This window comes from Aquabacterium sp. (assembly GCF_016195855.1).
In the GTDB taxonomy this organism is placed as follows: Bacteria; Pseudomonadota; Gammaproteobacteria; order Burkholderiales; family Burkholderiaceae_C; genus Aquabacterium.
Window position 1 is genome coordinate 71,282 of sequence record NZ_JACPYU010000023.1, and the last position, 24,547, is coordinate 95,828.

The 24,547-nt window shown below is 66.4% G+C and carries 24 protein-coding genes; 11 read left to right on the forward strand and 13 right to left on the reverse strand.

The features are described from left to right. Nucleotides 1–79: 79 nt before the first annotated feature. Nucleotides 80–958 (forward strand): dienelactone hydrolase family protein, encoded by an 879-nt coding sequence (locus HY019_RS18990; RefSeq protein WP_290695176.1) that lies wholly within the window; start codon nt 80–82, stop codon nt 956–958. Between the two features lie 98 nt (nt 959–1,056). On the opposite strand, the gene HY019_RS18995 is transcribed toward HY019_RS18990, so the two are convergent. Continuing rightward, complete coding sequence (locus HY019_RS18995; protein WP_290695177.1) at nt 1,057–2,031, reverse strand: lipase secretion chaperone; 975 nt, start codon at nt 2,029–2,031, stop codon at nt 1,057–1,059. A gap of 5 nt (nt 2,032–2,036) precedes the next feature. Continuing rightward, nucleotides 2,037–2,927, reverse strand: coding sequence for a triacylglycerol lipase (locus HY019_RS19000; RefSeq protein WP_290695179.1), 891 nt, complete (start codon nt 2,925–2,927; stop codon nt 2,037–2,039). 266 nt (nt 2,928–3,193) lie between these two features. On the opposite strand from HY019_RS19000, the gene HY019_RS19005 reads away from it, so the two are divergent. Then, entirely contained in the window at nt 3,194–4,222 is a 1,029-nt protein-coding gene (locus HY019_RS19005) for an AraC family transcriptional regulator (RefSeq protein ID WP_290695181.1), read from the forward strand. 9 nt (nt 4,223–4,231) lie between these two features. On the opposite strand, the gene HY019_RS19010 is transcribed toward HY019_RS19005, so the two are convergent. Next, a complete protein-coding gene (locus tag HY019_RS19010) occupies nt 4,232–5,011 on the reverse strand; it encodes a Crp/Fnr family transcriptional regulator (protein WP_290695183.1) in 780 nt (259 codons plus the stop codon). 207 nt (nt 5,012–5,218) lie between these two features. Here HY019_RS19010 and HY019_RS19015 point away from each other — a divergent pair, with 207 nt between their 5' ends. After that, a complete protein-coding gene (locus tag HY019_RS19015) occupies nt 5,219–5,722 on the forward strand; it encodes a hypothetical protein (protein ID WP_290695185.1) in 504 nt (167 codons plus the stop codon). 31 nt (nt 5,723–5,753) lie between these two features. Here HY019_RS19015 and HY019_RS19020 read toward each other — a convergent pair whose 3' ends face one another. Genes HY019_RS19020 through HY019_RS19035 form a run of 4 tightly spaced genes read right to left on the reverse strand, consistent with a single transcriptional unit; the run spans nt 5,754 to nt 8,733 of the window. Then, on the reverse strand, nt 5,754–7,043 hold the full coding sequence (locus tag HY019_RS19020) for a hypothetical protein (RefSeq protein WP_290695187.1): 1,290 nt from the start codon (nt 7,041–7,043) through the stop codon (nt 5,754–5,756). Between the two features lie 31 nt (nt 7,044–7,074). Further along, nucleotides 7,075–7,818 carry a hypothetical protein gene (locus HY019_RS19025; RefSeq protein WP_290695189.1) on the reverse strand — a complete coding sequence of 248 codons (744 nt, stop codon included), beginning with the start codon at nt 7,816–7,818 and terminating at the stop codon, nt 7,075–7,077. Nucleotides 7,819–7,833: 15 nt separating this feature from the next. Beyond that, nucleotides 7,834–8,403, reverse strand: coding sequence for a hypothetical protein (locus HY019_RS19030; RefSeq protein WP_290695191.1), 570 nt, complete (start codon nt 8,401–8,403; stop codon nt 7,834–7,836). 54 nt (nt 8,404–8,457) lie between these two features. Then, nucleotides 8,458–8,733 carry a DnaJ domain-containing protein gene (locus tag HY019_RS19035; protein ID WP_290695193.1) on the reverse strand — a complete coding sequence of 92 codons (276 nt, stop codon included), beginning with the start codon at nt 8,731–8,733 and terminating at the stop codon, nt 8,458–8,460. A gap of 104 nt (nt 8,734–8,837) precedes the next feature. On the opposite strand from HY019_RS19035, the gene HY019_RS19040 reads away from it, so the two are divergent. Next, nucleotides 8,838–9,299 (forward strand): hypothetical protein, encoded by a 462-nt coding sequence (locus tag HY019_RS19040; protein ID WP_290695195.1) that lies wholly within the window; start codon nt 8,838–8,840, stop codon nt 9,297–9,299. Nucleotides 9,300–9,312: 13 nt separating this feature from the next. On the opposite strand, the gene HY019_RS19045 is transcribed toward HY019_RS19040, so the two are convergent. After that, nucleotides 9,313–9,672, reverse strand: coding sequence for an HPF/RaiA family ribosome-associated protein (locus tag HY019_RS19045; protein ID WP_290695197.1), 360 nt, complete (start codon nt 9,670–9,672; stop codon nt 9,313–9,315). A gap of 195 nt (nt 9,673–9,867) precedes the next feature. On the opposite strand from HY019_RS19045, the gene HY019_RS19050 reads away from it, so the two are divergent. Beyond that, a complete protein-coding gene (locus HY019_RS19050) occupies nt 9,868–11,664 on the forward strand; it encodes a S8 family peptidase (protein ID WP_290695199.1) in 1,797 nt (598 codons plus the stop codon). Here HY019_RS19050 and HY019_RS19055 read toward each other — a convergent pair. Continuing rightward, the gene (locus HY019_RS19055) at nt 11,658–11,906 is read right to left on the reverse strand and encodes a hypothetical protein (RefSeq protein ID WP_290695200.1); all 249 of its coding nucleotides are present in this window, start codon (nt 11,904–11,906) and stop codon (nt 11,658–11,660) included. The two genes, HY019_RS19050 and HY019_RS19055, sit on opposite strands and share 7 nt — an antisense overlap. A 291-nt stretch (nt 11,907–12,197) precedes the next feature. On the opposite strand from HY019_RS19055, the gene HY019_RS19060 reads away from it, so the two are divergent. From HY019_RS19060 to HY019_RS19080, 5 genes are read left to right on the forward strand one after another with little or no spacing between them, the layout of a single operon-like run. After that, complete coding sequence (locus tag HY019_RS19060) at nt 12,198–12,869, forward strand: hypothetical protein (RefSeq protein ID WP_290695202.1); 672 nt, start codon at nt 12,198–12,200, stop codon at nt 12,867–12,869. Between the two features lie 23 nt (nt 12,870–12,892). Then, nucleotides 12,893–13,525, forward strand: a complete 633-nt coding sequence (locus HY019_RS19065) for a class I SAM-dependent methyltransferase (protein ID WP_290695204.1) — start codon at nt 12,893–12,895, stop codon at nt 13,523–13,525. Between the two features lie 9 nt (nt 13,526–13,534). Then, on the forward strand, nt 13,535–15,103 hold the full coding sequence (locus tag HY019_RS19070; protein ID WP_290695206.1) for a bifunctional aminoglycoside phosphotransferase/ATP-binding protein: 1,569 nt from the start codon (nt 13,535–13,537) through the stop codon (nt 15,101–15,103). A gap of 36 nt (nt 15,104–15,139) precedes the next feature. Then, nucleotides 15,140–16,120, forward strand: a complete 981-nt coding sequence (locus tag HY019_RS19075; RefSeq protein ID WP_290695207.1) for a hypothetical protein — start codon at nt 15,140–15,142, stop codon at nt 16,118–16,120. A gap of 40 nt (nt 16,121–16,160) precedes the next feature. Continuing rightward, on the forward strand, nt 16,161–16,379 hold the full coding sequence (locus HY019_RS19080) for a SlyX family protein (RefSeq protein ID WP_290695208.1): 219 nt from the start codon (nt 16,161–16,163) through the stop codon (nt 16,377–16,379). Nucleotides 16,380–16,413: 34 nt separating this feature from the next. Here the strand turns inward: HY019_RS19080 and HY019_RS19085 are convergent, their stop codons facing one another. From HY019_RS19085 to HY019_RS19100, 4 genes are all read right to left on the reverse strand, one after another. Continuing rightward, nucleotides 16,414–18,651 carry an ATP-binding protein gene (locus tag HY019_RS19085; protein WP_290695209.1) on the reverse strand — a complete coding sequence of 746 codons (2,238 nt, stop codon included), beginning with the start codon at nt 18,649–18,651 and terminating at the stop codon, nt 16,414–16,416. 188 nt (nt 18,652–18,839) lie between these two features. Beyond that, on the reverse strand, nt 18,840–20,696 hold the full coding sequence (locus HY019_RS19090; RefSeq protein ID WP_290695211.1) for a hybrid sensor histidine kinase/response regulator: 1,857 nt from the start codon (nt 20,694–20,696) through the stop codon (nt 18,840–18,842). A 149-nt stretch (nt 20,697–20,845) separates the two neighbouring features. Beyond that, the gene (locus HY019_RS19095) at nt 20,846–21,493 is read right to left on the reverse strand and encodes a tRNA-uridine aminocarboxypropyltransferase (RefSeq protein ID WP_290695213.1); all 648 of its coding nucleotides are present in this window, start codon (nt 21,491–21,493) and stop codon (nt 20,846–20,848) included. Then, nucleotides 21,490–22,965, reverse strand: coding sequence for an aminoacyl-histidine dipeptidase (locus HY019_RS19100; RefSeq protein ID WP_290695215.1), 1,476 nt, complete (start codon nt 22,963–22,965; stop codon nt 21,490–21,492). The genes HY019_RS19095 and HY019_RS19100 overlap by 4 nt, the downstream gene beginning before the upstream one ends. A gap of 133 nt (nt 22,966–23,098) precedes the next feature. Here HY019_RS19100 and yegQ point away from each other — a divergent pair, with 133 nt between their 5' ends. Beyond that, the gene (gene yegQ, locus HY019_RS19105; protein WP_290695217.1) at nt 23,099–24,481 is read left to right on the forward strand and encodes a tRNA 5-hydroxyuridine modification protein YegQ; all 1,383 of its coding nucleotides are present in this window, start codon (nt 23,099–23,101) and stop codon (nt 24,479–24,481) included. Nucleotides 24,482–24,547: the final 66 nt, after the last annotated feature.

Sequence of the window (24,547 nt, forward strand, 5' to 3'; positions counted from 1 at the left end):
CAATGACGCTGCCTGACCTGGATTTGACACTGCATGCGCGCACGTTGCGCATTCAACCTGTCCAGGAGAGATGATGCCCTTGCAATTGACAAACCGCTATGGCCTGGCCGCACTGGCCTGCGCCGCTTTGATGACCTTGGGTGGCCACGCGCAGGCGCAGAGCTACCAGAAGGGGCCCGACCCCACCGCCAGCGCCTTGGAGAAGGCTGGGCCCTTCGCCACCCGCACCACCGATGTCTCTCGCTACAGCGTCACCACGTTTGGCGGCGGCACGGTCTACTACCCCACTGCCGCTGGCCAATATGGCGCGATTGCCGTGTCGCCGGGCTACACGGCGAGCAAGTCCACGGTGACCTTCTGGGGCGAGCGCCTGTCCTCGCATGGCTTTGTGGTGATCGTGATCGACACGCTGACCACGCTGGATCAACCCGCCAGCCGGGCCAGGCAGCTCAAGGCGGCGCTGGACAAAGTGGTCAGCCTGAGCAAGACCAGCAGCAGCCCGATCTACAACAAGGTGGACCCGAGCCGTCTGGCTGTGATGGGGCACTCCATGGGCGGGGGCGGCACGCTGCAAGCCGCCAAGGACAACCCGAGCCTGAAAGCCGCCATCCCGATGGCCCCCTGGAACACGGTCACCAACTGGTCTGCCGTGACGGTGCCCACCTTGATCATGGCCTGTCAGGCCGATGCGATTGCGCCGGTGGCCAGCCATGCCGTGCCCTTCTACAACAGCATGAGCGCCAACAAGAAGAGCTACATCGAGATGGCCGGAGACGACCACCTGTGCGTGATGAATGGCGGCGGGCACGATGCCACCCTGGGCAAGATGGGCATCGCCTGGATGAAGCGCTTCGTGGACAACGACACGCGCTACAGCCCCTTCCTGTGCGGCGCGCCGTATCAGGCTACCGTGAACACCAGCGAGGTGTCGGTCAAGCGCAATAACTGTCCGTATTGACACCATAAAAAAGGTCGCCGACCCGATGGGATGCGGCGACCAACAAACTGGCCCGACGTGGAGAAGACGAAGTGCGGGCCTGTTCCTCTGGAAAAGCTTCAGAGCCCGACCAGGCCCGATGCGCGCATCTTTTCAACGGCGTCCGGGAAGGCGCTGTCCATCAGGTTGCTGATGGCCTGGTTGCGTTGCAGGGTCGAGAGGTGGGCAGCCTGCTTCAAGGTGTGCACCTGGCCCCGCACGGCCTCGACGCGACGCATCCATTCGGCTTCGGCGTCATCCAGCTCCTTGAGGCGATCGGCCTTGTCCTTGCCGAAACGCGCCACGCGTTGCTCGTGCAGCGCTTGCGGATCCATACCCTGTGGCGGTGAGAACAGGGCCTGATCGGGGTCGGGCTTGTTCAGCTCGCCACCACTCATGATCCGGTCGATGTCGCCGGCGAGCTGGGCTTCGTCTTCACCATAGAAGGCCTTGGCCCAGGCCGCTCCGAGCAACTGCTGGCGTACCTGCTGGTGTTCCTGCAAGGCCGCTTGCATGCTGCCGATGTCGGCGGGGTTGGCGACACGCACGAAGGTGTAAGCCTGCAGCTGGAGGTAGCGCTCCCAGATGGCGTAGATGCCCGTGGCCAGATCGGGCCCCAAGTCCTGTTCGGCATGGGCGCGCAGCAGCTTGCTCAACTCGGCCAGGCTGGCCTCGCCCATGGCCAGCAGGTAGAAGTCGAAGCGGTCGCGCAGCGTGCGGTTGGGTTTCAAGGGCTGGCCACGCACGCTGCCCCAGGGCGGCAGGTCCACGCCGCGCAAGGAGCCCTTGACCAGCAAGGCCTGCTGGATCTCGGCCACGGTGCGTGTGGGGCCTACATGGGTGCCCTCGCTGGCGGTGCCCCCGCTGCCGGTGGGCGGCAAGGTGTTGAACCAGTTGGCACCTTGGGGCGCCGATTGAAGGGGCGCCACTTCGTGGGCTGTCTGGCCCGACCCGAACAGGGGGCCATACATCGCGCCGGCCGCGGCCAGAGCCACGGGGGCCGCGATCCAGCTCCATCCCCGGCGCCGCATCTTGCTGATGGGGGGCTTGTTCATCTGCATCACAGGCCCTGGTTCTTCAGGCGGTTGACGTGGGTGCGGAAGAAGGCCACCGGGTCTTCAGACAAGATGCCACGCAAGCCATTGGCCTGGTTGACCTGATCCAGGTGGTTCCATTTGTAGTTGTCCTTGAGCACCGTGCCCCAGTGCGTCGAGCAGCGCCCGACCACCCCATCGTTGGCGCCACCTGCGAAGTCGACCGAGGTCAGGGCCAGCAAGGCGTCAGACACGTCCAGTGCATTGGTGTACACCGAGGTGCTGCCCACCGAGTAGAACGGCACGCCGGACACCGTGGCCGCGCCCGAGCCGCAGGTGCTGGTTGGGGCGCCGGCGGGGTGCTTGCTGTTGAAACTGCGGGCACCACCTGTGCTCAGCGAGTTGAGCGCGGCGGTGGCGTTCTGCAGCGAGACATTGCCCGTGATACCGCCCAGCAGCCAGCCGATGGGCGAGGTCCACACGCCACCGCCAGAGGCCAGGCCGATGTCGGCCACCGGGGTGCCCCCATGGGGCGTGCCCACGCTGGAAATGGAGGCCACGAGCGAGCGATCGGCGTCGAAGATGTAGCGCACGGTGGTGCCACCCTGGCTGTGCCCGATCAGGTTGAACTTGCTGTAGCCATAGGTGGCCTTGTACTGGCGCAGCAGCTTGAGCAGTTGTTCGCCGCGCACCTCATTGGAGTTCACGGCCGAGACCTGCGGCACCAGCACCACGGCGCCGTTCCTCTTGAGGTCGCTGACGATGCCGTAGAAGTAGTCGCTGCCCAGCACATTGTCGTAGCCATACAAGCCGTGCATCAGCACCACGGGGTATCTGGTGGCGGTGCTCTGGGCCTGGCTCAGCGTGGGGATGGACAGCAGGGCGGCGCATGCGGCCATCATGGTGGTTTGTTTCATGGTGTGGTCTCCGTTGGGATGGGTTCGTGTTCATGCCGATCAAGGCGAGGGCAGTATGGAAAGGCCTGTGCCTGGTGGCATTGGCAGAACCTGCCGATGTATTGCCGTGTCCAGCCAGATTGCGGGCAAATGCCTGATGCCTGACAGGGTTGGCGCGCCGTGCGCCTGGTGCTGCGCCCATCCCTATGGAATCTACTGATCACGCCGGGGTGCTGCTTGGGCACACTCCGACCATGTCAGACCAAGCCCGCGAGCGGACACTGTCGATGTCATTTGTCGAGGCCCTGTGCCGCGACATGGGCATCCCCAGCCTGGCCATGCTGAAGGCGCTGCAAGCGCTGGATCTGCCTGATGACCGCGATCCCACGTGCTTGAGGGCCTTGAGCACCACGCAGTTCACGCAGCTGTACCGGCACCTGGTCACCTTGAGCAATGACGAGATGCCCGGCCTGTTTCCGCGGCCCTTTCGATCAGGTGCCTTGCGCCTGACCTGCATGACCTTGCTGGAGGGCGACACCTTGTGCAAGGCCATCAGGCGGTGGTCGCACCTGCTGCGCCAATTGCAGGACAGCTTCGTGCTCGATATTCAAACGGCCGATGGCCGCTGCACCTTGTTGCTGCGCCCGACCAGCGATGAGCCCGTGCTCAAGCCCATCGCCACCGACCTGTTCATCAAGCTGGTGCATGGCATGGCCTGCTGGCTCACGGGCAAGACGGTGCCGGTGCGGCGCGTCATGCTCAGAACCAGCCATGCGCACACCTGTGGCGACCTGGCCAGCTGGTTCCCTGGGCCCATTCGTTTTGAGCAGGCGGTCAGCGCGCTTGAGCTGGACGACAGCTGGCTGGCGCAGCCGGTGGTGCGGGGCAAGCAGGATCTGGACGCCTTCCTGGATGCCGCTCCCGGCAACTGGATCGCATGCCAGTTCGATGCGGAGCGCCTGCATGAGCGCCTGCGCCGGCACCTGGCGGACTTGCTGCCCGCCTCCGCCACGGCGGACAGCGCGGCCGCGGCCCTGCATCTGTCGACACGCTCATTGCACCGCAGGCTGCATCAGGAGCAGACCACGTTTCAGCGCGTCAAGGATGAGCTTCGGCGTGATCTGGCGATGGACAAGCTCACACGGGGTGCACAGCCCCTCTCTGCGATTGCCTTCGAGCTGGGCTTTGACAGCATCACCTCGTTTCACCGCGCCTTCAAAGGCTGGACGGGTGAAACGCCGGGTGTGTACCGCCTGCAGCGCCAGCACACGCCGGACCAACAGGCCCCTCATGCCCCTCATGCTCAAGAGGGCTGAACGCTCACCTCAAGCCGCCCTGAATGACAGGACCTTGCCAGGGGCATGTGTGCGGGAGGGGTGGGCATCGAGCATGGTGGGCAGCTCGGCCGTTTCGTTCAGCAGGTCCCAGTCCAGGATGTCGATGTAGCCGTAGTGCCGGCGGATGATGCCGGCAGCCTCCAGGTCTTTGAGGGCCAGGCCCACGGTCTGGCGCGTGACCAGCATCAGCATGGCGATCTGTTCGTGCTGAAAGGGCACGGTGGTGCGGGTGCACTCGGGCAGCACCGACCAGTGCTGCGTGGCCAGCATCACCAGGTAGCGCGCCATGCGGGCATTGCGAGACAGGTGGGCCATGGCGTCCAGCGCCAGCAAGGCCGTGCGCATCTTCTGTGCGAGCAGGGCCCCGAAGTGAACGCCCAGGCTGGGCTGTTCACGCAGCAGCTGGTCGATCTCGGGCCCCGGCAGGTGCAGGACCGTGCAGGCATCTTCGGCTGTGCCATCGACGCTGCGGGGCTGGCGGTCAAACAGGGCGATCTCGCCAAACCACTGCGAGGCCTCGGTCAGGCCCATGATGCTTTCACGGCCATCGGCGTGGACGTTGCCCAGCTTGAGCACGCCCCTGACCACGCAATAGAGGCCATCAAAAGGGTCGCCACGCTCGAACAGCAACTCGCGTGCGCGCAGGTGCCGCACCACCATGCGGCTGAGCAGAAGCTCGGCCGTGGCGCTGGGCAGGCTGGCGAACCAGGCGCCTCGGCGAACCACAGGCATGTAGGACAGCGCGTGAGTCAGGTGCGGGTATGACATGGTGAACAACCCCTTTCGCTTGCAGACCACAAGCGTTCTTCATTTGATTCGGATCTCACTTTTTGCCACGCAGGATGGGGCGCGCCTACTGGGGCTTGCCACGAGCTGGATTGACCGCTTTCAGTCAATTGGCGCGCCGTGCCGTGCTGATGGCCGATGGCCGGGTTCAAGCCGGGCAAGGCCATGGAGGGCGTAAGATGCCGCCGGATGACGACCAGCCTTGACGACACCTCCTCGCCGATCCCTTCACCCATCTACGAACCCCGCCTGTGGCACGACAACGGCTGGACAGCCAAGGTCGTCAAGAACGAAGACGATGACGGCTGGGCGGTGGAGATGATCAGGGATGGCGAGCCCGAGCCCGCCCTGGTCGGCCCTTGGACCATGGGCCGAGACAAGAAGAACCCCAAGCCGCTGGACACGGGGGCGTTCAATACGCTGGTCAAGACGGCTTCGGAGGTGATCCGCCGCCATGAGCAGCAGCTGCATGCGCTGCTGCACAAGAGCGTTGTGGTGAGCGCGGACGCAGGGCGCCTGACGGTCAACCTTGACATCGTGCCCGATGAGGATGACCCGTATGCGGTCTTGTCGGCGCTCGATGAAGGCGGGGATCAGCTCGCCCAGGTGCGGGTGGCGGCCAGCTTCAAGCTGAGCAGTGCCAGCGCCGAAGCCTGGGTGGCGTCTGGCTTTGTCAAACCGGGCAAAGGCTGAACGTCACCTGTGGCGACGCGGGGGCAGAGCCTCAAGCCGCGGCAGCCACCACCACGCACTCGCGGCGCAGCAGCGCCAGTGCATCGTTGTGCGAGGTCACCGCGTCGCTCAGCAGCAGCGGCTGGGCCTCTTGCAGGAACAGGCGCCACAGCTCGGCATAACTATCACGCAAGGCAGCGGGTGCATGGGCGGCAATGAAGTCGCTGGCCAGCTTGGGGTGCAGGCCCGATTTGCGGATCTTGCGGATCAGCGTGGCCGCGCTCTTGTCGCTCATGCTGGTCTTGGGCTTGTTGCCCGCTGCCAGGTGCAGGAACACGGTCAAGAGCGCGTCTTCATCGGTCTGGCCCAATGTGGCCTTGCGCCATTCGCTGGAGGCCGTGCGCTCGTGGTGGTCCACCTCGGCCAGCGCGTCTTCGGTCCAGAAATAGCGGCCCATGAAGGCGGCGGTCTGCGTGAACAGCTTGCGTGGCGACAGGCTGGCATCCAGGATGCGGGACATGTCGGCCAGCACCGAGCGGCGCACGCGCTCGACCGCGCCATGCAGATGCGCGGGCAAGTCGGCGGGCACGGTGAGGCCTTCTTCGCTGGCCAGCATGGGCTGGCGGCGCAGCACGCCGATGGTCTTCTCGAAGCCGATCCAGTCGGGCAGGGCTTCGCGGCCCACGGCCTCGATCAGCAAGGCCGTGCGGATCACGGCTTCGGCATCGGCGCCGTGCTCTTCCAGCTCGTCGGCGTCCACGCCCAGCGACTGGGCCAGCCAGGTGGCGGCCTCGATCAGGTCGGTCGCGTGGCGGCGCGAGGCCAGCTCGGCGCGGTAATCGGCCAGGCTGCGCAGCGTCCACTTGGCCAACTGCGGGATGTGGTCGTTGGTGAAGCCGCGGCGCTCGCTCATGCCGAAGTGGCTGCTTTGCGGCATGGCAATCAGCTTCTTGAGCATGTCCGAGCCGCCCTTGGAGCGCGACAGCAGCGAGTTGTCGCGCAAGGCTTCGGCGGCGCGGCGCAGGTCGCCCTCGCACGCCTCTTCGAGGAACAGGCTGATCAGGTTGACCAGGCGCTCGCGGGCCTTTTCCAGCTCGGGGCGCAGGAACTCGCTGCCGAAGTAACCCGCGATCTGCACCATGCCCTTGGGCGCTTCCACGCACATGGCGTCCAGGCGGTTCTGGTCGATCAGGCCGTGTTGCACACCGTATTGCAGCGCCTTCTCGAAGAAGGGGCGCGCGTCATACAGCGAGACCGCAGAAGACGCGGCCTCTGGCGCAGCGAACGAGCCGGACGACGGATCGGCCGATTCGGCCGGGGGCGGGGTGAAGGTGGCGGACATGGTGTGGGGACCTCGATCCAATAATGCGCCATCAGATGGCCGACTCTTCGTCCGGGTCGATCGCGGCCTGCGTGATGCGGCCACGGTCGGTGTCGCTGGTCTCGACCTTGCCATCGCTCTCTTCTTCCTCTTCCTCCTCGGGCGCTTCTTCACCGCGACGGGCCTTGGCGCGCAGCACCAGCAGCATCTCGCCGAACAAGTCGGGGCATTGGTAGCGCAGCAGCCAGGCCAGCTCCATCCAGTCGCTGTCGGCCACCTCCTCGTGTTGCAGCACGGGGCGCACGTGGGCCGAGGCCAGCAAGGCTTCTTCCGACAGCATCTGGCCGTCGTCTTCCATGGTGTCGAAGGTGCCGGTGCGGGCAAAGCTTTCGACGCGGCTCCACTTGTCGGTGAAGTAGTCGGCCAGGGCCTCGGCGCCGCCGTCCAGCTCACCCAGGGCGCTCAGGAACTCGATGGGGTCGGCGTCTTCGCGGAAGATGATGGAGTTGACCATGCCGCGCAGGTGGGTGCGGGTCAGGTCCTTGTAGCGCTTCTCGATCACGACGGCGCGCGCGAACTGCTCGGGTGTGATCAGCAGGTTGATGACCGAGTCCTTGGACGGGTCGTACTCGCGGATCACGGCCAGGATGTCCTTGGGGGGCAATTGCTCCAGCACGACCATCAGGGCGCCATCGCCTTCGCGGTCGGCCAGGTCGACCAGGATGGCCTCGGCGCCCACGATGTCGCCGGCGGCGATCAGGCTTTGCGTTTGTTGGATGAGGGCGATTTCGTTCATGGTCAGGGTGCTCGATCAGTCTTTGCGGTCAAAGCCTTGTTCGGCCAGCCAGTCGGCGCCGGCTTCGTCGCGGGCGCGGGCGTCTTCATCGTCGTCGCGCTCTTCGGGCGGCAGGTCCTCGTCGTCGTGGTCATCACGGTCGCGGCCCTCTTCATCACCGTCCTCATCCTCGTCAGATGCCTGCTGGGCGCGGCCGTCGGGCTTGTCGTACAGATAGGCCAGGGCGGCGGCCACGGTCATGAAGCGCTGGCCGTCGGCCTGCTGCAGGAAGGTTTCGGCCATGCCCTGGGCCCAGGGCGCGATCTGCACGCTGGCGCTGATCTCGTCCCAGTCGGGGCACTCGTCCAGCTCGCCGCTGACAACCTGGTTCATCACGCCCGGCTCCGTGAAGCGGAAGGCCTGGTGGAAGACCACGGCCACCATCTCGGGCGACAGCTCGGTCATTTGCAGCAGGAAGTCCAGGGACTTGCGCTTGTCGGCCAGGCGCTGGCGCAGCACGTCCCGCCCCTCGGAGTCAAAACTCAGGTCGTCCATCTCGGCCTGGTAGGCGGCGCGCAGATGGTGGAAGGCAGGGGACAAATTCATGAGGATGCAGACAGATAAGGGGGAAAGGTGCGCAAAGACGGCAAGAGTGGCGGCTCAGATCAGGGGGCTGAAGTAGTTCAGCCAGATGTCGCGGGCCGTGTCGATCGGGCTGTCGAGCAGGTTGCGGCGGCGGTTGTCGTCGTAGGCCTGGCGCTTGTCCGGGTCAGACAACACATCGTAGGCCTCCTGCACGGCCCGAAAGCGCGCAGGGGCTTCCGGCGCGCTGTTGCGGTCGGGGTGGTATTGCGAGGCCTTCTGGCGGAAGGCCTTCTTGATGTCGGCCAGGGTGGCGGCGCTGCCCAGGCCGAGGGCGGCGTAGTGGTCGGTCATGAGGGCCTCCGGGGCACAAAAGGCACGGCAAGAAAGCGCGGCCGGGCGTGAACTGTACTGGATGCGCGGCCAGGTGTGTACAGGGCTCGGCCACAATGGCGGCCATGAACGCACCTTCTACCCCGATGCTGGCCTGGCACTACACCCTGGGTGTGCACCTGCTTGGCATCCTGGAAAACGGCTACATCCTGCCGCAAGACACGCCTGACACCCCTGCGGTGGAGTGCCCGGTGGCCTGGTTTTCGCTGAACCAGCAGCATGAGCCTTCCGCGCTCAAGAGCATCCTGGTCAATGGCAAGGCGCAGCCGCCCACGCTGGCGGTGATGCGGCAATTGGGCAATGGGGTGTACCGCTTGGGGCTCAGCCCGCGCGCCTTGTTGGGCGGCGAACCCCTGCGGCGCGAGGCGCGCATCAGCAAGGCGCGTTGGGCCGAGCTGCTCAAACAGGCCAAGGCCCGGGGGGCCAACGCAGCGGAGTGGTTCGGCTCGGTGGACCCGGTGGCCGCGTCCGACTGCGTCATCGAGGTGCTGGGCGACGACCAGCAATGGGTGCGGGTCGCCTCCTGAGCCTTCGTGATCCTCAGGCTTCGTCGGTGTCCGAGGGCAACTCGGGCGCCGGGGCACGACGGGTGTCGTGCTTTTCCAGGGAGGTGGCCACGGCGCGCTTGAGCTTGGCCACGGCGCCCTGAATGGCCTGGTGGGCGGTCGGGGCGTGGTCCTTGACGACCACCGGTTCGAACTTGCTCAGGCGGGCCTCCAGCGTGCACACGATGTCATCCGGGTTGGGTTTGGTGTGGCTGACGGCGTCGCTCACATGGGCTTCCACACGCGTGACATGGTCGCCAAAGCGGTGCATCGCTTCCTTGACGACGGTCTCGAGGTGTTCGGCCATGCCTTTGCGGCCATCAACATGGGTATCGGTGTTCAGCAGGACTTGCATAGCTCTTGTCTTTTTCAAAGTGACAGGGCCAGTGTAGACCTTACGGCGCATCGTCCACCCGAGCGAGGGGCCACAAGGGTTAGCACCCAGTGGGGTGATTTGACCTGGCTCATAAAGTTGGCCAGGCTCCCCGCCCTGACCTCTGAGGGCTGGACAACAATCCGCAGCAGTTGAAGAAGCAGTAGAGGCCCCGTCATGCGCAGCATCCGTTTCTCCCCTCTGGCACAGTGCATCGCCCTGGCGGGCCTGATGTCCCTTGCCCCAGCCCATGTGGCCTGGGCGAGCCCCTCCTTCCAGCCTGCCCTCCAGCCGCACGGGCCGCTCAACACCTTCGCGCCCGAGCAGTTCACCGATCGCCTCATCGTCAAATACCGCGATGCGTCTTCCACGCGGGCGCCCAGCGCAGCCCAGATGGACGGCACCCGCGTGGCCGCGAACCGCCAGGGTGTGCAGCTGCGCCACTTGCGCCGCATGGGCCTGGGGGCGGACGTGATCAAGCTCGATCGGCACTTGCCTCTGGCCCGCGTACGCCAGCTGGCCGATGACTTGAAGGCCGGTGATGCCAGCGTCGAGTACGCTGAGCCGGACCGCATCCTCTACCCGATGATGACGCCCTCGGACACCTATTACGGCTACCAGTGGGACCTGTACGAGGCCAGCGGCGGCATCAATGCACCTGCGGCATGGGACAAGTCCACGGGGGCCGGTGTGGTGGTGGCCGTGGTGGACACGGGGGTGCGTCCGCATGCGGACCTGGCCGCCAACCTGCTGCCCGGTTATGACTTCATCAACGACACCAAGGTCTCCAACGATGGCGATGGGCGTGACGCAGACGCCAGCGACCCGGGCGACGCCACCACCGCCGGCTTTTGCGCCAGCGGTTCGGCCGCGACCAACAGCTCCTGGCATGGCACCCACGTGGCCGGCACCATTGCCGCTGTGACCAACAACGCCGATGGCGTGGCCGGGGTGGCCTTTGGTGCCAAGGTGCTGCCCGTGCGGGCCTTGGGCCGCTGCGGTGGCTACATGTCTGACGTGGCCGATGGCATGTTCTGGGCGGCTGGCGGCACCGTCAGCGGCGTGCCCGCCAACACCACGCCGGCACGGGTCATCAACGTGTCCATGGGGGCAAGCGGCGCTTGCGACAGCACCTTCCAGAGCAGCATCAACGCCGTCCGTTCACGTGGTGCGGTGGTGGTGGCCGCTGCCGGCAACAGCAATGGGGATGCCGGCCAGTTCACGCCCGCCAGTTGCAATGGCGTGATCGCGGTGGCGGCGGTCGGCCGCGATGGGAGCAAGGCCTCGTACTCGAACTACGGCTCGGTGGTGTCGATTGCCGCGCCCGGCGGCGATGGCAGCGATGGCATCACCTCCACCATCAACGCGGGCCTCACCTCGCCGACGACCGACTCGTATGGCACCTACCTGGGCACCTCGATGGCCACGCCGCATGTCAGCGGGGTGGCCGCCCTGATGCTGTCCAAGAACCCGAACCTCACGCCCGATGACGTGCAGACGCGGCTCAAGGCCAGCGCGCGGCCCTTCCCTGCTGCTTGCGCGCAATGCGGCGCGGGCATCGTGGACGCCAGCGCGGCCGTGGACGCGGCTGGCGCATCGTCCAGCCTGGTGACGACCATCGTCGAGGTGGAGCCCAATAACAGCACGGCGGCGCCGCAGGTGTTGCAGGGCGCCCCCCTGGTGGTCAATGGCAGCATCGCGTCGTCGACCGACACGGACTACTACAAGTTCTCGCTACCGGGCGGCAAGCGGCTGACGGTCACGCTGGTCCCTAACGCGTCCTCCAACTACGACCTGTATGTGTACAACCTGTCCGGCCGGCTGTTGGGCTCCAGCCGCAATGGCACAGGTGTGAAAGACACCGTGGTGATCACCAACAGCACGGGGGGCAGCAATACCTTGTCGATTCGCGTGGTGTACGCCAGTGGCACCACCGGCACGAGTGGCACCTACAGCCTGTCGCTCAGCTATTGAATGTTCAGCGTCTGGTCGCGCTTGGCCCGCCTTTGCTCCCACTCCTGCTTGGGCGTGAGGGTGGGCAACTCGGGCGCCTGGCGGTGCTTGTAGCGCCACAAGGCGGTCAGGACACCCGCACCGATCAACAAGGCGGCGCTGAGCACGCTGGGCCCGTTCAGGCCGAAAGCGGGGATCAAGGCAGCGCCAGCTGCCGCGTAGATCGCGGGCAGCTTGCGGTAAATGGCGTCAGGGATCCACATGGCAGTCAAAGGTGATGGGGTGTCCTGGGGTTTATCGTCTCAAACACCGCGGTACTTGAGGGCCGAACATCCCCGTGGTGGGCCAGGGCATGGCCGCACAAAGGCGGGCGGGCCGTGAACTAGTCCCGTTTCACGACGTGGGCCCTTTGCGCGCAAACCCGCGCCCTGGTCGCCTGGTGGGTTGCAGGGTCACTCGATTGGCTTCGTGGGTCACCCCCTTTCGCAGGGGCGTGGGCGTCGAGGTGCCCTTGCAGGCGCTACCTTCCTTGTTTGCGCACCGAAGGAATGCCCATGAACCCGAACCGCAGACGCATCGTGGCCTGGAGCCTGTTGCAGGCCACCCTGGCTGGCACCGGGTGCAGCAGCACGCCCAAAGTCACCCGGCAGACCTATACCGAGAAGGTCTCCACGGTGATGATCACCCAGGACAAGAAGCAGTTCGTCATCCTGGGCGAGCGCTACCACTACATCTTCACGGCGCCCGAGGACCTTGTGGCCTTGCTGGGCTCACCGCTCAAGGCCAAGGCGTCGGCGCGCTTTCAGCCCTTTCTGGTCACGGTCGATGGCGTCACCACGGGCGACTTCCACCTGACCTTGCCCGCCGGTTTGAGCGAGGCAGAAGCCGAGCAGGCCAAGGCCATGGACTTTCAGCGCCAGCCCGATGGCAGCTGGTGGCACGACGGCACGCTGGAAGGCAAGCGCTACATCCAGGGCCACACCTTGCGCACCGGCCGCATCCATGCGAACTTGTCGCACACCTACGAGGTGAGCGTGGAGGCCGAAGAGACCGCAGGCGAAAAAGCCGCGCAAGACCTGGCCTCGCCCATTGCCTCGACGGCCGACGGCATGTTGATGATCTACTTTGCGGTGCTGGTGCCCATCCTGATCCCCTTGATCTTCCTCACGCGCGAGAAAAAGCCGACTGCCGCGGCAGTGGCACCTGCGCCGGCTTCGGCCCCCTGAGGCCTTGTGTGTCAACATGAGGCATGGACCTGAGCAAGCAAGACCTGCAGCACATTGCCTCTGAAACCCTGGCGCATTACGAGGCGCGGGCCGAGCCGTTCTGGCTGGGCACGCGTGACCACGACGTGAGCCAGAACATCGCGGCCCTGTTGCGCTTCATCGAGGGGCCGGCCCCTTTCCAGATCCTGGACTTTGGCTGCGGGCCGGGCCGCGACCTCAAGGCCTTCGCCGACATGGGGCACCACGCCACGGGCCTGGAAGGCGCGCCCCGTTTTGCCGCCATGGCGCGCCAGCACAGTGGCTGCGAGGTGCTGGAACAAAGCTTTCTGGCACTGGACTTGCCAGCATCCCGCTTCGATGGTGTGTTCGCCAATGCGGCCTTGTTCCACGTGCCCAGCCAGGAGTTGCCTCGCGTGCTGCAGGCCTTGTTTGACACGCTCAAGCCCGGTGGCGTGCTGTTCAGCTCCAACCCGCGTGGCCAGGGGCAGGAGGGCTGGCAGGCAGGGCGCTATGGCGTCTACCATGAGCTGGCCGGCTGGCAGGCCTATCTGCAGGCCGCCGGTTTTGTCGAGTTGCTGCACTACTACCGGCCCGAAGGGCTGCCCCGCGAGCAGCAGCCCTGGCTGGCCAGCGTGTGGCGCAAACCCATGGTGTGAGGTGCCCCCATGTCGATCGAGCTGGTTCAACACCTTCAGCGCCAACTTGAGGCGCGCTTGATCGAGACCCATATCTCCTGGGTCCTGCTGGATGGCACCCACGCCTGGAAGATCAAGAAGCCGGTGAAGCTGCCCTTTCTGGACTTCAGCGAGCTGGCCACAAGGCGGCGGCTGTGCGAGCAGGAGTTGGTGCTCAACCGCCGCCTGGCGCCGGATTTGTACCTGGACGTCTGCCCGGTCTTGGGCACCGCCGACGCGCCGCGCCTGGGCTCGCCAGGGGAGGCCGATCCTGCCGACGCTGCCATGGCAGGCGAGCCCATCGAATACGCACTGCGCATGAAGCAGTTTGCGCCCGGCGCCCTGCTCAGTGAACGCCTGGCGGTGGGCCGCCTGGAGGGCACACAGCTGGACCGCCTGGCCCGGCGCCTGGCGGTGTTCCACCAGTCTGCCGACATGGCCGAGCCGGGCAGCGACTGGGGCAGCCCGGCGCAGATCACGCGGCCGGTCGAGGGCTTGCTCGACGGCCTGGTGGCGCACGGCTGCGATGCGGCCTGCGCACGCTTGCGGCCCTGGTTGCAGGCGCAGGCCGCGCACTTGCATGACACCTGGGTGCAGCGCAAGGTGCAGGGCCGCATCGTCGAGGGCCATGGCGACCTTCACCTGGCCAATGCGGTGGTGCTGGGTGACGAGGTGACGGCATTTGACTGCATCGAGTTCGACCCGGCATTGCGCTGGATCGACGGCCTCAATGACATCGCCTTCATGGTGATGGACTTGCTCGCCCATGCGCGTGCCGACCTGGCCTGGCGCTTTCTCAATGCCTACCTGGACGAGCGGGGGGACCATGCCGGCCTGCCCGTGCTGCGCTACTACCTGGTCTACCGCGCCATGGTGCGGGCCCTGGTGGCCCGGCTGCGGGGCGACCAGGGGGGGCAGGATCATGGGGGGCAGGACCATGGTGGGCAGGAGCAAGGCCCCGACTACCTGGCCTTGGCCTTGCAGCTGATCGAGCCCGGCCGGCCGCGTTTGCTGATCACCCACGGCGTATCGGGCTCGGGCAAGAGCTTCGTATCGGGCCAGTTGCTGGCACAGGCGGGCGCCATCCGCCTGCGGGCCGACGTGGTGCGCAAGCGCCTGTTCGGGCTGGGGCCGGGGGCCGCCTCTTCGGCCCAGGTGGCCGGTGGCATCTACGACGCCCAGACCACCGAGGCCACCTACGCGCGCTTGCTCAAACTGGCGCAGGTGGCGCTGGAGGCTGGCTGGCCGGTCATCGTGGATGCGACTTTTCTGCACGAGGCCGATCGCGCGCGCTTTCACGCGCTGGCGCAGCAACTGGCGCTGCCCTTTCACATCCTGCATTGCGAAGCGCCCGAGGCCGTGCTGCGCGAGCGCATCGTGGCCCGACGCGCCCGTGGGCACGATGCCTCCGAGGCGGACCTGGCCGTGCTCACCGCCCAGCTGGCGCAGGCCCTGCCCTTGCTGGACAGCGAGCGTGCCCATACCCTGGTGGTGGACGCAGCTCGGCCGTGCTCAGCCCAGACGCTGGCGGCACAATGGTTGTCCGATGCGCCAGCCTGAGCCGCGGAGAAAGCAAAAGGGGAAATGGCCAAGCCCATGCAACGATTCGATGTCTGCAACGGTGATGCCGATGGCCTGTGCGCGACCGTGCAGTGGCGCTGCCACGAGCCTGCCCCAGCCCGCCTGATCACCGGGCTCAAGCGCGAGATCAGCTTGCTGGCGCAGGTGCAGACCCAGGCGCAGGCCGGCGACGAGGTCAATGTGTTCGACCTGTCCATGCAGCGCAACCAGCCTGCCTTGTTGCGCTTGCTGGATGCCGGTGTGCGTGTGCGTTATGTAGATCACCATGCCACCGGCACCGTGCCCGATCACCCCTTGCTGCAAGCCCATGTGGACCAGGGCAGCGAGGTGTGCACCAGCCTGCTGGTGGATCAGTTGCTGCACGGTGCCTGCCGGCACTGGGCCCTGGTGGGCGCCTATGGCGACAACCTCACGGCGGTGGCCGACCAGATGGCGATCGCTTCGGGTTTGAGCCAGGCGCAGCGCCAGGCCTTGCAGCGCCTGGGCGAGGGCATCAACTACAACGCCTATGGCGAGTCCGAGGCCGATGTGCACCTGCCGCCTGCGCGCTTGTATGCCGTGCTGGCGCGCTACCGCGATCCGCTGGACCTGCTGGCCAAGGAGCCTCTGGCCGACGAGCTGGACGCCTTGCGCCAAGCCGATCTGACGCAGGCGCGCCACCTCACGCCCTTGTGGCAAGGCCTGCAAGGCGCTCAAGGCCGCGTGCTGTGCCTGCCTGACGAGGCCTGGGCCCGCCGCGTGGTTGGCGTGCTGGCCAATGAGCTGGCCAACGAGCGCCCCGATCAGGCCCAGGCCGTGTTGCGCCAGCTGCCCGGTGGGGGCTACAGCGTGAGCGTGCGCGCGCCCTTGCAATGCCCGGGTGGTGCGGCCGCTTTGTGCCAGGCCTTTGGTGGCAACGGCCGGGCACGCGCGGCAGGCATCGACGCCCTGCCCGAGGCCGATCTGCCGCGCTTCATCGACGCCTTTGCCGTCACGGCCTGGGGCGCGCCCGGGTGAGCCGGTGTCGCCCTGCGCCGTTTTCGGGTCCAATACGGGCATGGAACACACCGACCTCATCGACAAGCGGCTGACCGATCTGGAAATCAAGTCCGGCTTCACCGAAGACCTGCTGGACCACCTCAACCAGCTGGTGGTGCGCCAGCAGCAGCAGATCGACTTGCTGATCAACGAGGTCATCCAGTTGCGCCAGCAGGCCTCGGATGCCAGCGCGGGCGGTTTCCGCAGCCTGCGCGACGAGCTGCCGCCGCACTACTGAGCCTCCTTTCCCCGTCCTGGCCGGACAGGGCCACTCAACCGTGTTGAGTCGGGCGTTCGCTCACCCAGCGTGCAATGCGCTCGAGCAGCAAGGTGGGCGTGATGGGCTTGCTGATGTGGTCGTTCATGCCGGCGGCCAGGCACTCCATGCGATCCTCTTCAAAGGCATTGGCCGTCATGGCCACGATGGGCAGGGTGGCGCAACCGGGCAGTTGGCGGATCAGCTGCGTGGCCTCCAGGCCGTTCATCAGCGGCATCTGCACGTCCATCAGGATGAGGTCGTAGTGATGGCGGCTGGCCTTGATCACGGCCTCCTCGCCATTGAGGGCGACGTCAAATTCGATGCCCGAGCCGGCCAGGCCCTCGATGGTGACCAGGCGGTTGACGGCGTTGTCCTCGGCCAGCAGGATGCGCACGCCCTTGAGCTGGTCCAGGCGCAAAGCGGCCTTGCCTTGTGCCTGCGATGCCAGGCTGTGCTCGGCATGCCTCCCCGGCATGAAGGGCAACTCGACCCAGAAGGTGCTGCCCTGACCGGGTGTGCTGAAGGCCCCGATGCGCCCGCCCATCAAGGTCACCAGGCGCTTGCTGATGGCCAGGCCCAGGCCGGTGCCGCCATAGCGGCGCGTGTTGGATCGGTCACCTTGCTCGAAGGCCTTGAACAGGGTGTCGAGCTTGTCTGTGGCGATGCCGATGCCGGTGTCCTGCATGGCCATGTGCAGCCAGATCCGGCCGTTTTGCTCGTACCCAGCCGGCGGCGAGATCAGCCGCACCGACAGCGACACACGGCCGCGCTCCGTGAACTTCACGGCGTTGCTGGCAAAGTTCAGCAGCACCTGCTGCAGGCGCATGTCGTCGCCATGCAGGCATTTGGGCAGGGCGGTGTCCAGGTCTTGAACCAGGTCGACCTTGGCCTGCGAGGCCCGCCCGCGCACCAGGTCGAACACGTGGGCCACCACCTCGCGCAGGTCGAAGTCCCGCTCGGCCAGCGTCAGGCGGCCCGCTTCGATCTTGGAGATGTCCAGGATGTCGTTGATGACCTGCAGCAGGTGGGCCGAGGCGGCGTCGGCCTGATCGAGCTTCTGGATCTGGGCGGCGTCGTGCAGATCCCGGCGCAAGAGGGCCAGCAAACCGATGATGGCGTTCATCGGTGTGCGGATCTCGTGGCTCATATTGGCCAGGAAGGTGCTCTTGGCCTGGTTGGCCAGCACGGCTTCGTTGCGGGCTTGCTCCAGCTCTTGCGTGCGCTGGCTGACCAGTTGCTCCAGGTGTGCGCGGTAGCCTTCCAGCTCACGCTGGGCCTGGTCACGGCTGCGGCGGGCCTTGATCGCGCCCAGGCCGTAGCTCAGGGTCGCGGTCAGCTTGGTGAGCAGCTCGACTTCGTCCTTCTGGAAGGCATCGGGCTCGGGGGCATACAGGGACAGCACGCCCACGGTCTGTTCGTCCAGCCTGAAGGGCAGGCCCGCGGAGGACTGGAAGCCGTGCGCCTTGGCCTTGTCGCGCCAGGGGGCCATGGCCGGGTTGGTGAGGAAGTTCTGGTTGCACACCGGGGCCATGGTGCGCACGGCCACGCCGCAGGGGCCCTGGCCGCTGGCGTCATCGGCCCATGAAAACGCGGTGCCTTCCAGGTAGGCCTCGGCCGTGCCTGCCCACGCGGTGGCGCGTATCGGTTTGCCCGGTGCGTCCTCGGCCACGCCCACCCAGGCCATCAGGTAGCCGGCCTCGTTCACGGCCAGCTCGCACACCCGGTGCAGCAGCGCCTGTTCGTCTTGCGCCTGAATCAGCATGCTGCTGCATTCGCCCAGCAACCGGGCGGCCCGGTTGATCTTGCGCAGCTCCAGCTGGGTCTGGCGCAGGGCGGTGATGTCGCGTGCGATGCCGGCCACGGCGTAGAGCTGGCCGTGCGCGTCGAACAGCGGGGTCTTGAGCGATTGCACCAGCACCTGGCGCCCATCACTGGCATAGGTCAGCTGCGATTCCGAGGTGTGAGAGCGCCCGGCGGCCATGACGGCCTGATCGCTTTTTCGAAAGTGCGCGGCCTGTTCCAGCCCGACGAAATCCTCGTCGCGCTTGCCCACGATGTCGGCCTGCCTGGCACCAAAAAAGCGTTCGAACTCCGGGTTGCAGGCCAGGTAGGCACCATGGATGTCCTTGACCCAGATCAGGTCGGGCATGGCGGCCAGCAACGCGCCCAGATCGACGTGCTCGTGCAACTGCTCGCTCAACGCGTCAGCCCACGTGCCGTGCGATGTCGGATCGTGCTCTGAAAGAGCCATGCTGTCTCCCCGGACGGGTGCTCGTCAACTGCTGGATATGCAGCAGCCAGGTACGCCGGGCATCTGCATCGGAATAGACAGGATATCGAAAGGGCTATTTGGGCGGGGGAATAAATGAGCGCAAGCGCCCACCATGGAGGCAATATGCAACAGCGCGCGCGCCAAAGCAATGGGAAACCGGACAGCGCTCAGCGCGTGATCGAGGGCATCTCGAACACGAATTCGCTGCCCTGGCCGGCCTGGCTGTGCACATGCAGGGTGCTGCCCATCAACTCCAGCAGTTGCTTGCAGATCACCAGGCCGATGCCGGCACCGGGGATGTGGCCGCTGTGCCGGCCCAGGCGGTTGAAGGGCTCGAACAGGTGCTGGAGCTGGTCGGGGGCCATCCCCAGCCCGGTGTCGCTCACGGCAAAGCGCACATGGGCGCCATCACGCCAGGCGCTGAGCGTGATGCTGCCGCCTGGCCGGTTGTATTTGATGGCGTTGCTCAGCAGATTGAGCAGCACCTGTTTGAGGCGCGTGGGGTCGGTCAACACCCGTCCGGTCTCACCTTGCATGGAGACGTTGAAATGCAGGCCGGCGGCCTGAGCCTGCGGCGCCATCATCTCGTGGCAGGACTGGATCAGCGTGGCCACCTCCAGCTCGGTGGCGTGGATGTGCATCTGCCCGGACTCGATGCGCGAGACATCCAGCACGTCGCCAATCATGTCCAGCAAGTGGTGGCCCGCGTGGTCGATGTGCTGGACCATCTCGCGCTGCTGTGGGCTCAGCGGCTCTTGTTGGCTGAGCAGCAGCACCTGCGTGAAACCCAGCACGGCATTGAGGGGCGTGCGCAACTCATGGCTCATGCGCGACAGGAAGCTGGTCTTGGCCAGGTTGGCGGCTTCGGCGGCCAGCTTGGCCTCGCGTTCACGCTCGCGCTCGCGCAGGCGCTCGCCCATGTCGGCGAAGCCTTGCTCCAGCAGGGCGAACTCATGCGGGATGCGCTCGCCGTCTGTCGGGTCGGGGGCTTCACCATGCGCCACAGCCCGCATGCGGTTGAGCAGGCGCTGGGTGGGGTTGATGACGCGGTTCATGGCCAGCCACCAGGCCATCCACAGCGCCAGGGCAAAGGTCAGGGTGCTGATGACCAGCAAGGTGATCAGCGATCGCTTGAGCTCGCCGGTGATCTGCGCCTGGGGGATGCCGACCGCGACGCACCAGTCGGATACACGCGAGCGGCTGAAGGCGGTGATCACGGGGATGCCTTCGAGCGTCACGGTTGCCAGCACGCCATCGCGTATTTGCCGGGACATGCGGATCAGATCGGGCACGGCGGGGCGGCCCACGAATCGGTCCATCTCATGGGTGCGCGCCACGATGTGGCCCTGGCTGTCCAGTACCGAGCTGATCCAGTCCCTGGGCAGGTTCTGCGCGGTGAGCACGCTGGCAAAACGGCTGGGAAAAATGCCGGCGTTGAGGCTGTAGAGCGTTCGTCCGTCGCGTTTGACCGGTACGCCCAGTGCCAGGATGGGCTTGCCCGTCACCGGCCCGACAAACACATCGGTCAGTACCGGTTCACCCGTGTCGAAGATGCGCTTGAGCTGGGGTGGCCCGCCAAGCAGGGGCAAGGGGGCGCCCCAGGGCACGATGGTGTTGACCTGCTGGCGGCCCGCCTCGTCAATCAGCACATAGTTGGAGATGTTCTGGTAAGGCAGCGCGCTTTGTGCCTGAGTGTAGAAGCCGGGCAGGTCGTCGGCCTGCAGGGTGCTGGTGGAGGCCAGCACGCGCAGCCCGGCGGTCACGCTGGCGATGTCCCGGTCCAGGCTGGCTGCGGTGGCGCGCGCGATCGAGATGGCGTGCTCGATGGCCTGCGCCTTGCGCTGATGGTAGTCAGACACGATGAACCAGGCCGACAGCAGGATGCCGGGCAGCAGGCAGGCAAGGATCAGCAAAGCCAGGTTCGTGCGGATTCGCCAGATGGCGCCGGGGGCGACACTGGTCAGAACGGAAGGCCCTGATTTCTTTGCGATGTCACCGTCGCTCAAGGTGAGCAGCTCGGGCATGGCGTGTTGGATGCGTGGGTGTCAGGCACCTGGCCTCGATTGAGGAGGCCAGGTGGGCGGGTACAGCATCAATACGACTTACAGCAAGTCTTAGTAGACCACAAGCCCGTTGCTTGCGACATGCCCCTATGCCCTCTCTGTGCTCAGGGTCAAGTGCCCTGAGAGGCGGCGTGGCCAAAGGCTGCCTGCGCGGCCACGAAGGCGTCAAACGCGGCCAACAGCGGGGCATAGCGCGCGGGTGTGCGCTCCAGTTGGGCCAGGGCCATGCAACTGGCCTCCAGCGTGGACAGCTGATCGGGGCGGTGGGCCTTGCGGATCAGGTAGCGCGAGGGCCCGTCTGGTTGCAGCGCGAGCCGGGGCAGGGCTTGCAACTGTGGGTTGAGGTGCAGCATGCGCAGGCTCTTGCGCCAGGTGCCGTCCAGCACGACCAGGCGGGTTCGCGCGGGCTGCAGATCGTGGGCAGACACGGATGGCGCGGGCAGGTCGGCGTGCGCAGGGTAGAGCAGCACGGTCTGCCGGGCTTCGTCTTGCGGGGGGCTCAACCAGGCTGGCAGGGCCATCGGGTCAAAGGCTTCGCCCACCAGCGTGTGGCTGTGCTGCAGGCTCAATTGCAGCAGGCGTGCGCTGCCTTTGGCCTGGTGCACCTCCAGCGGGTGCTGCAGGATCAGCAGTGGGGTCTCATTGGCCGTGGGGGTGATCCAGGCGCACAGGCACGCCCTGAGCGGCCGCTCGCAGCGTGGGCACAGGGCGCGCTTACTGCCTGAATCGCGGGCTGCGTCGCGGCCGGTGTCACTCATGTACCGATGGCCGACACGATGGCCGTGAACAGTTGCCAGGTGCGCGCCACCGAGGCCGCGTCCACCTGCTCGCCGGGCGCGTGGGCCCCCTTGATGGTGGGCCCGAAGGACACGATGTCCATGCCCGGGTACTTGGCCGCGATGATGCCGCACTCCAGCCCTGCGTGGATCACTTGCACGGCAGACGGTGCCTTGAATTCGCCCAGGTACACCCGCTGGCACAGCGCCAGCAAGGGCGAGTCGGGGTTGGGGGTCCAGCCCGGGTAGGCGCCGCTCTGTTCGGCCTGGGTGCCCGACAGCGCCCACAGGCTCACGATCTCGTCGGCCAGGGCCTGGCTGCCACTGTCGCGCAGCGAGCGCACCATGAAGTTGCAGTGGCCGCCCGTGGGGCCCATGTCCACCATGCCCAGGTTGTTCGAGGTCTCGACCACGCCGGGCACCCGCTGGCTCATGCGGCGCACGCCGTGGGGCGCGGCGTGCAGGCCCTGCAGCCAGATGTCCTGTTCGGCTGCGGCCATCACCTGACTGGCCTGCGCAGCGTCCGCGCGCAGTTCGAGGCGGGGCTCCACCCCTTCGAGCTCCTGCAGCAGCAGCGTTTGCCATGACAGCAGGATCTGCGCAAGGTCGGCCGCCAGGGCCTCGGGGACGGCCACCACCGCAAAGGCCTCGCGCGGCAGGGCGTTGCGCGCCGAGCCGCCCTGCAGGCTGATCAGGCGCACATCGCCCAGCGCTTGCAGGCCTTGCAGCACGCGCACCAGCAGCTTGATGGCGTTGCCGCGCTCTTCATGGATGTTGACGCCAGAGTGGCCGCCGCGCAGCCCGGTCAGGCTGATGCGCCAGGCATCGTGCTCGGGCGGCATCGGCTCGGCAGGGCCCGTGCGCGCCACGTTGACATCCATGCCGCCGGCGCAACCCAGGTAGAACTCGCCCCAGGCTTCGGTGTCCAGGTTCAGCATCAGCCGGCCTTGCAGCAAGCCGGGCTGCAGCCCTTGCGCGCCACCCATGCCGGCTTCTTCGTCCACGGTGAACAGCGCTTCGATGGGGCCGTGTGGCAAGGCCGGGTCGGCCAGCAAGGCCAGGATCATGGCCACGCCCATGCCGTTGTCGGCGCCCAGGGTGGTGCCTTCGGCCATGACCCAGCCGTCTTTCAAGACGGGGCGGATCGGGTCGCGGCTGAAGTCGTGGTTCGAATCGCTGTTCTTCTGGCAGACCATGTCCAGATGGCCCTGCAGCACCAGGCCGGGCACGTGCTCGCGCCCCGGGCTGGCGGGCTTGCGCACGATCAGGTTGCCGGCAGGGTCCACCTGGGTGCCCAGGCCCAGGTTGTCTGCCCATTGACGCAAATGATCACGCAACGCGTCTTCCTGCTTGGACTGGCGCGGGATGCGGCACAGGGTGGCGAAGTGGGCCCACACAGCGGCGGGTTCGAGGTGGCTCAAGGCGTCAGGCATGGCGGAGGTGAGGGTCGACATTTCAGCGGGCGCAAAAACAGATGCAATGGGCACAGCCTGCAAAGGGCCGGCCACCTGGGGATGCTAAGCCCGAAGCGCCCCGGGCGCTCGAAAGCCACCCCAGGCAGCGCAGAACGCGCGAAAATACAAGGCTATGACACGCCCTGCCCCTGAACTGCTTTTGCCCGCCGGCTCGCTCGACAAGATGCGTGCCGCCTATGACTTCGGCGCCGATGCCGTCTACGCCGGCCAGCCGCGCTATTCCCTGCGCGCGCGCAACAACGAGTTCAAGCTGGAGCAGCTGCAGCAAGGCATCACCGAGGCCAAGCAGCGCGGCAAGAAGTTCTACGTCACCAGCAACCTGCTGGCGCACAACGACAAGGTGCGCACCTACCTGCGCGACATCGAGCCGGTGATCGCCATGAAGCCCGACGGCATCATCATGGCCGACCCTGGCCTGATCATGATGGTGCGCGAGAAGTGGCCCGAGGTGGCCGTGCACCTGTCCGTGCAGGCCAACACGACCAACTACGCCACCGTCAAGTTCTGGGAGAAGGTGGGCGTCAAGCGCATCATCCTGTCGCGCGAGCTGAGCCTCGATGAGATCGAGAAGATCCGCCAGGAGTGCCCGGACATGGAGCTGGAAGTCTTTGTGCACGGCGCCCTGTGCATCGCGTATTCGGGCCGTTGCCTGCTGTCGGGCTACTTCAACCGCCGCGACCCCAATCAGGGCACCTGCACCAATGCCTGCCGCTGGGACTACAAGACCCACACCGGCTCCGAGCTGTCGGACACGGGCGAGGTCATCCCCATCAAGCTGGAGGGCGACTTCAATTTCGCGCACGAGCAGACCGAGGCCGAGCAGGCCTTCTCTGCCTGCGGTGACGGCCGGCGCCACCCGGCGGCCGACCAGGTCTACCTGCTGGAAGAGTCCGAGCGCCCGGGCGAGCTGATGCCCATCATGGAAGACGAGCACGGCACCTACATCATGAACTCCAAGGACCTGCGCGCCGTGGAGCACGTGGCGCGCCTGGCCGCCATCGGGGTCGATTCGCTCAAGGTGGAGGGCCGCACCAAGTCCCTGTACTACGTGGCCCGCGTGGCCCAGGTCTACCGCCAGGCCATTGACGATGCCGTGGCCGGCAAGCCTTTCAACCCCGATCTGTTGCTGCAGCTTGAAGGCATGGCCAACCGGGGCTACACCGGCGGTTTCCTGCAACGCCACCCCGCGCAGGACTACCAGAACTACATCACCGGACACTCCGAGTTCCAGCGCAGCAAGTTCGTGGCCGAGGTGCGCGGCATCGAAGACGGCTGGGCCGAGGTCGAGGTCAAGAACAAGTTCGCCGTGGGCGATACCATCGAGGTGATCCACCCCAGCGGCAACCAGATCGTCACGCTGCAGGCCATGCGCAACCTGGAGGGCGAGCCCATCGAGGTCGCGCCCGGCAGCCCGCTGCGTGTGCGCATTCCGCTGGCCGCGCAATACAAGGGCGCCCTGCTCGCCCGTTTGCTGGCGCCGGCCACGGTGGCTTGATCCTCGGCTTGATCCCCCTAAGCTGAAGGGGCGGCGGGCTATCGGCCGGGGCCGGGCTGCGCCTAC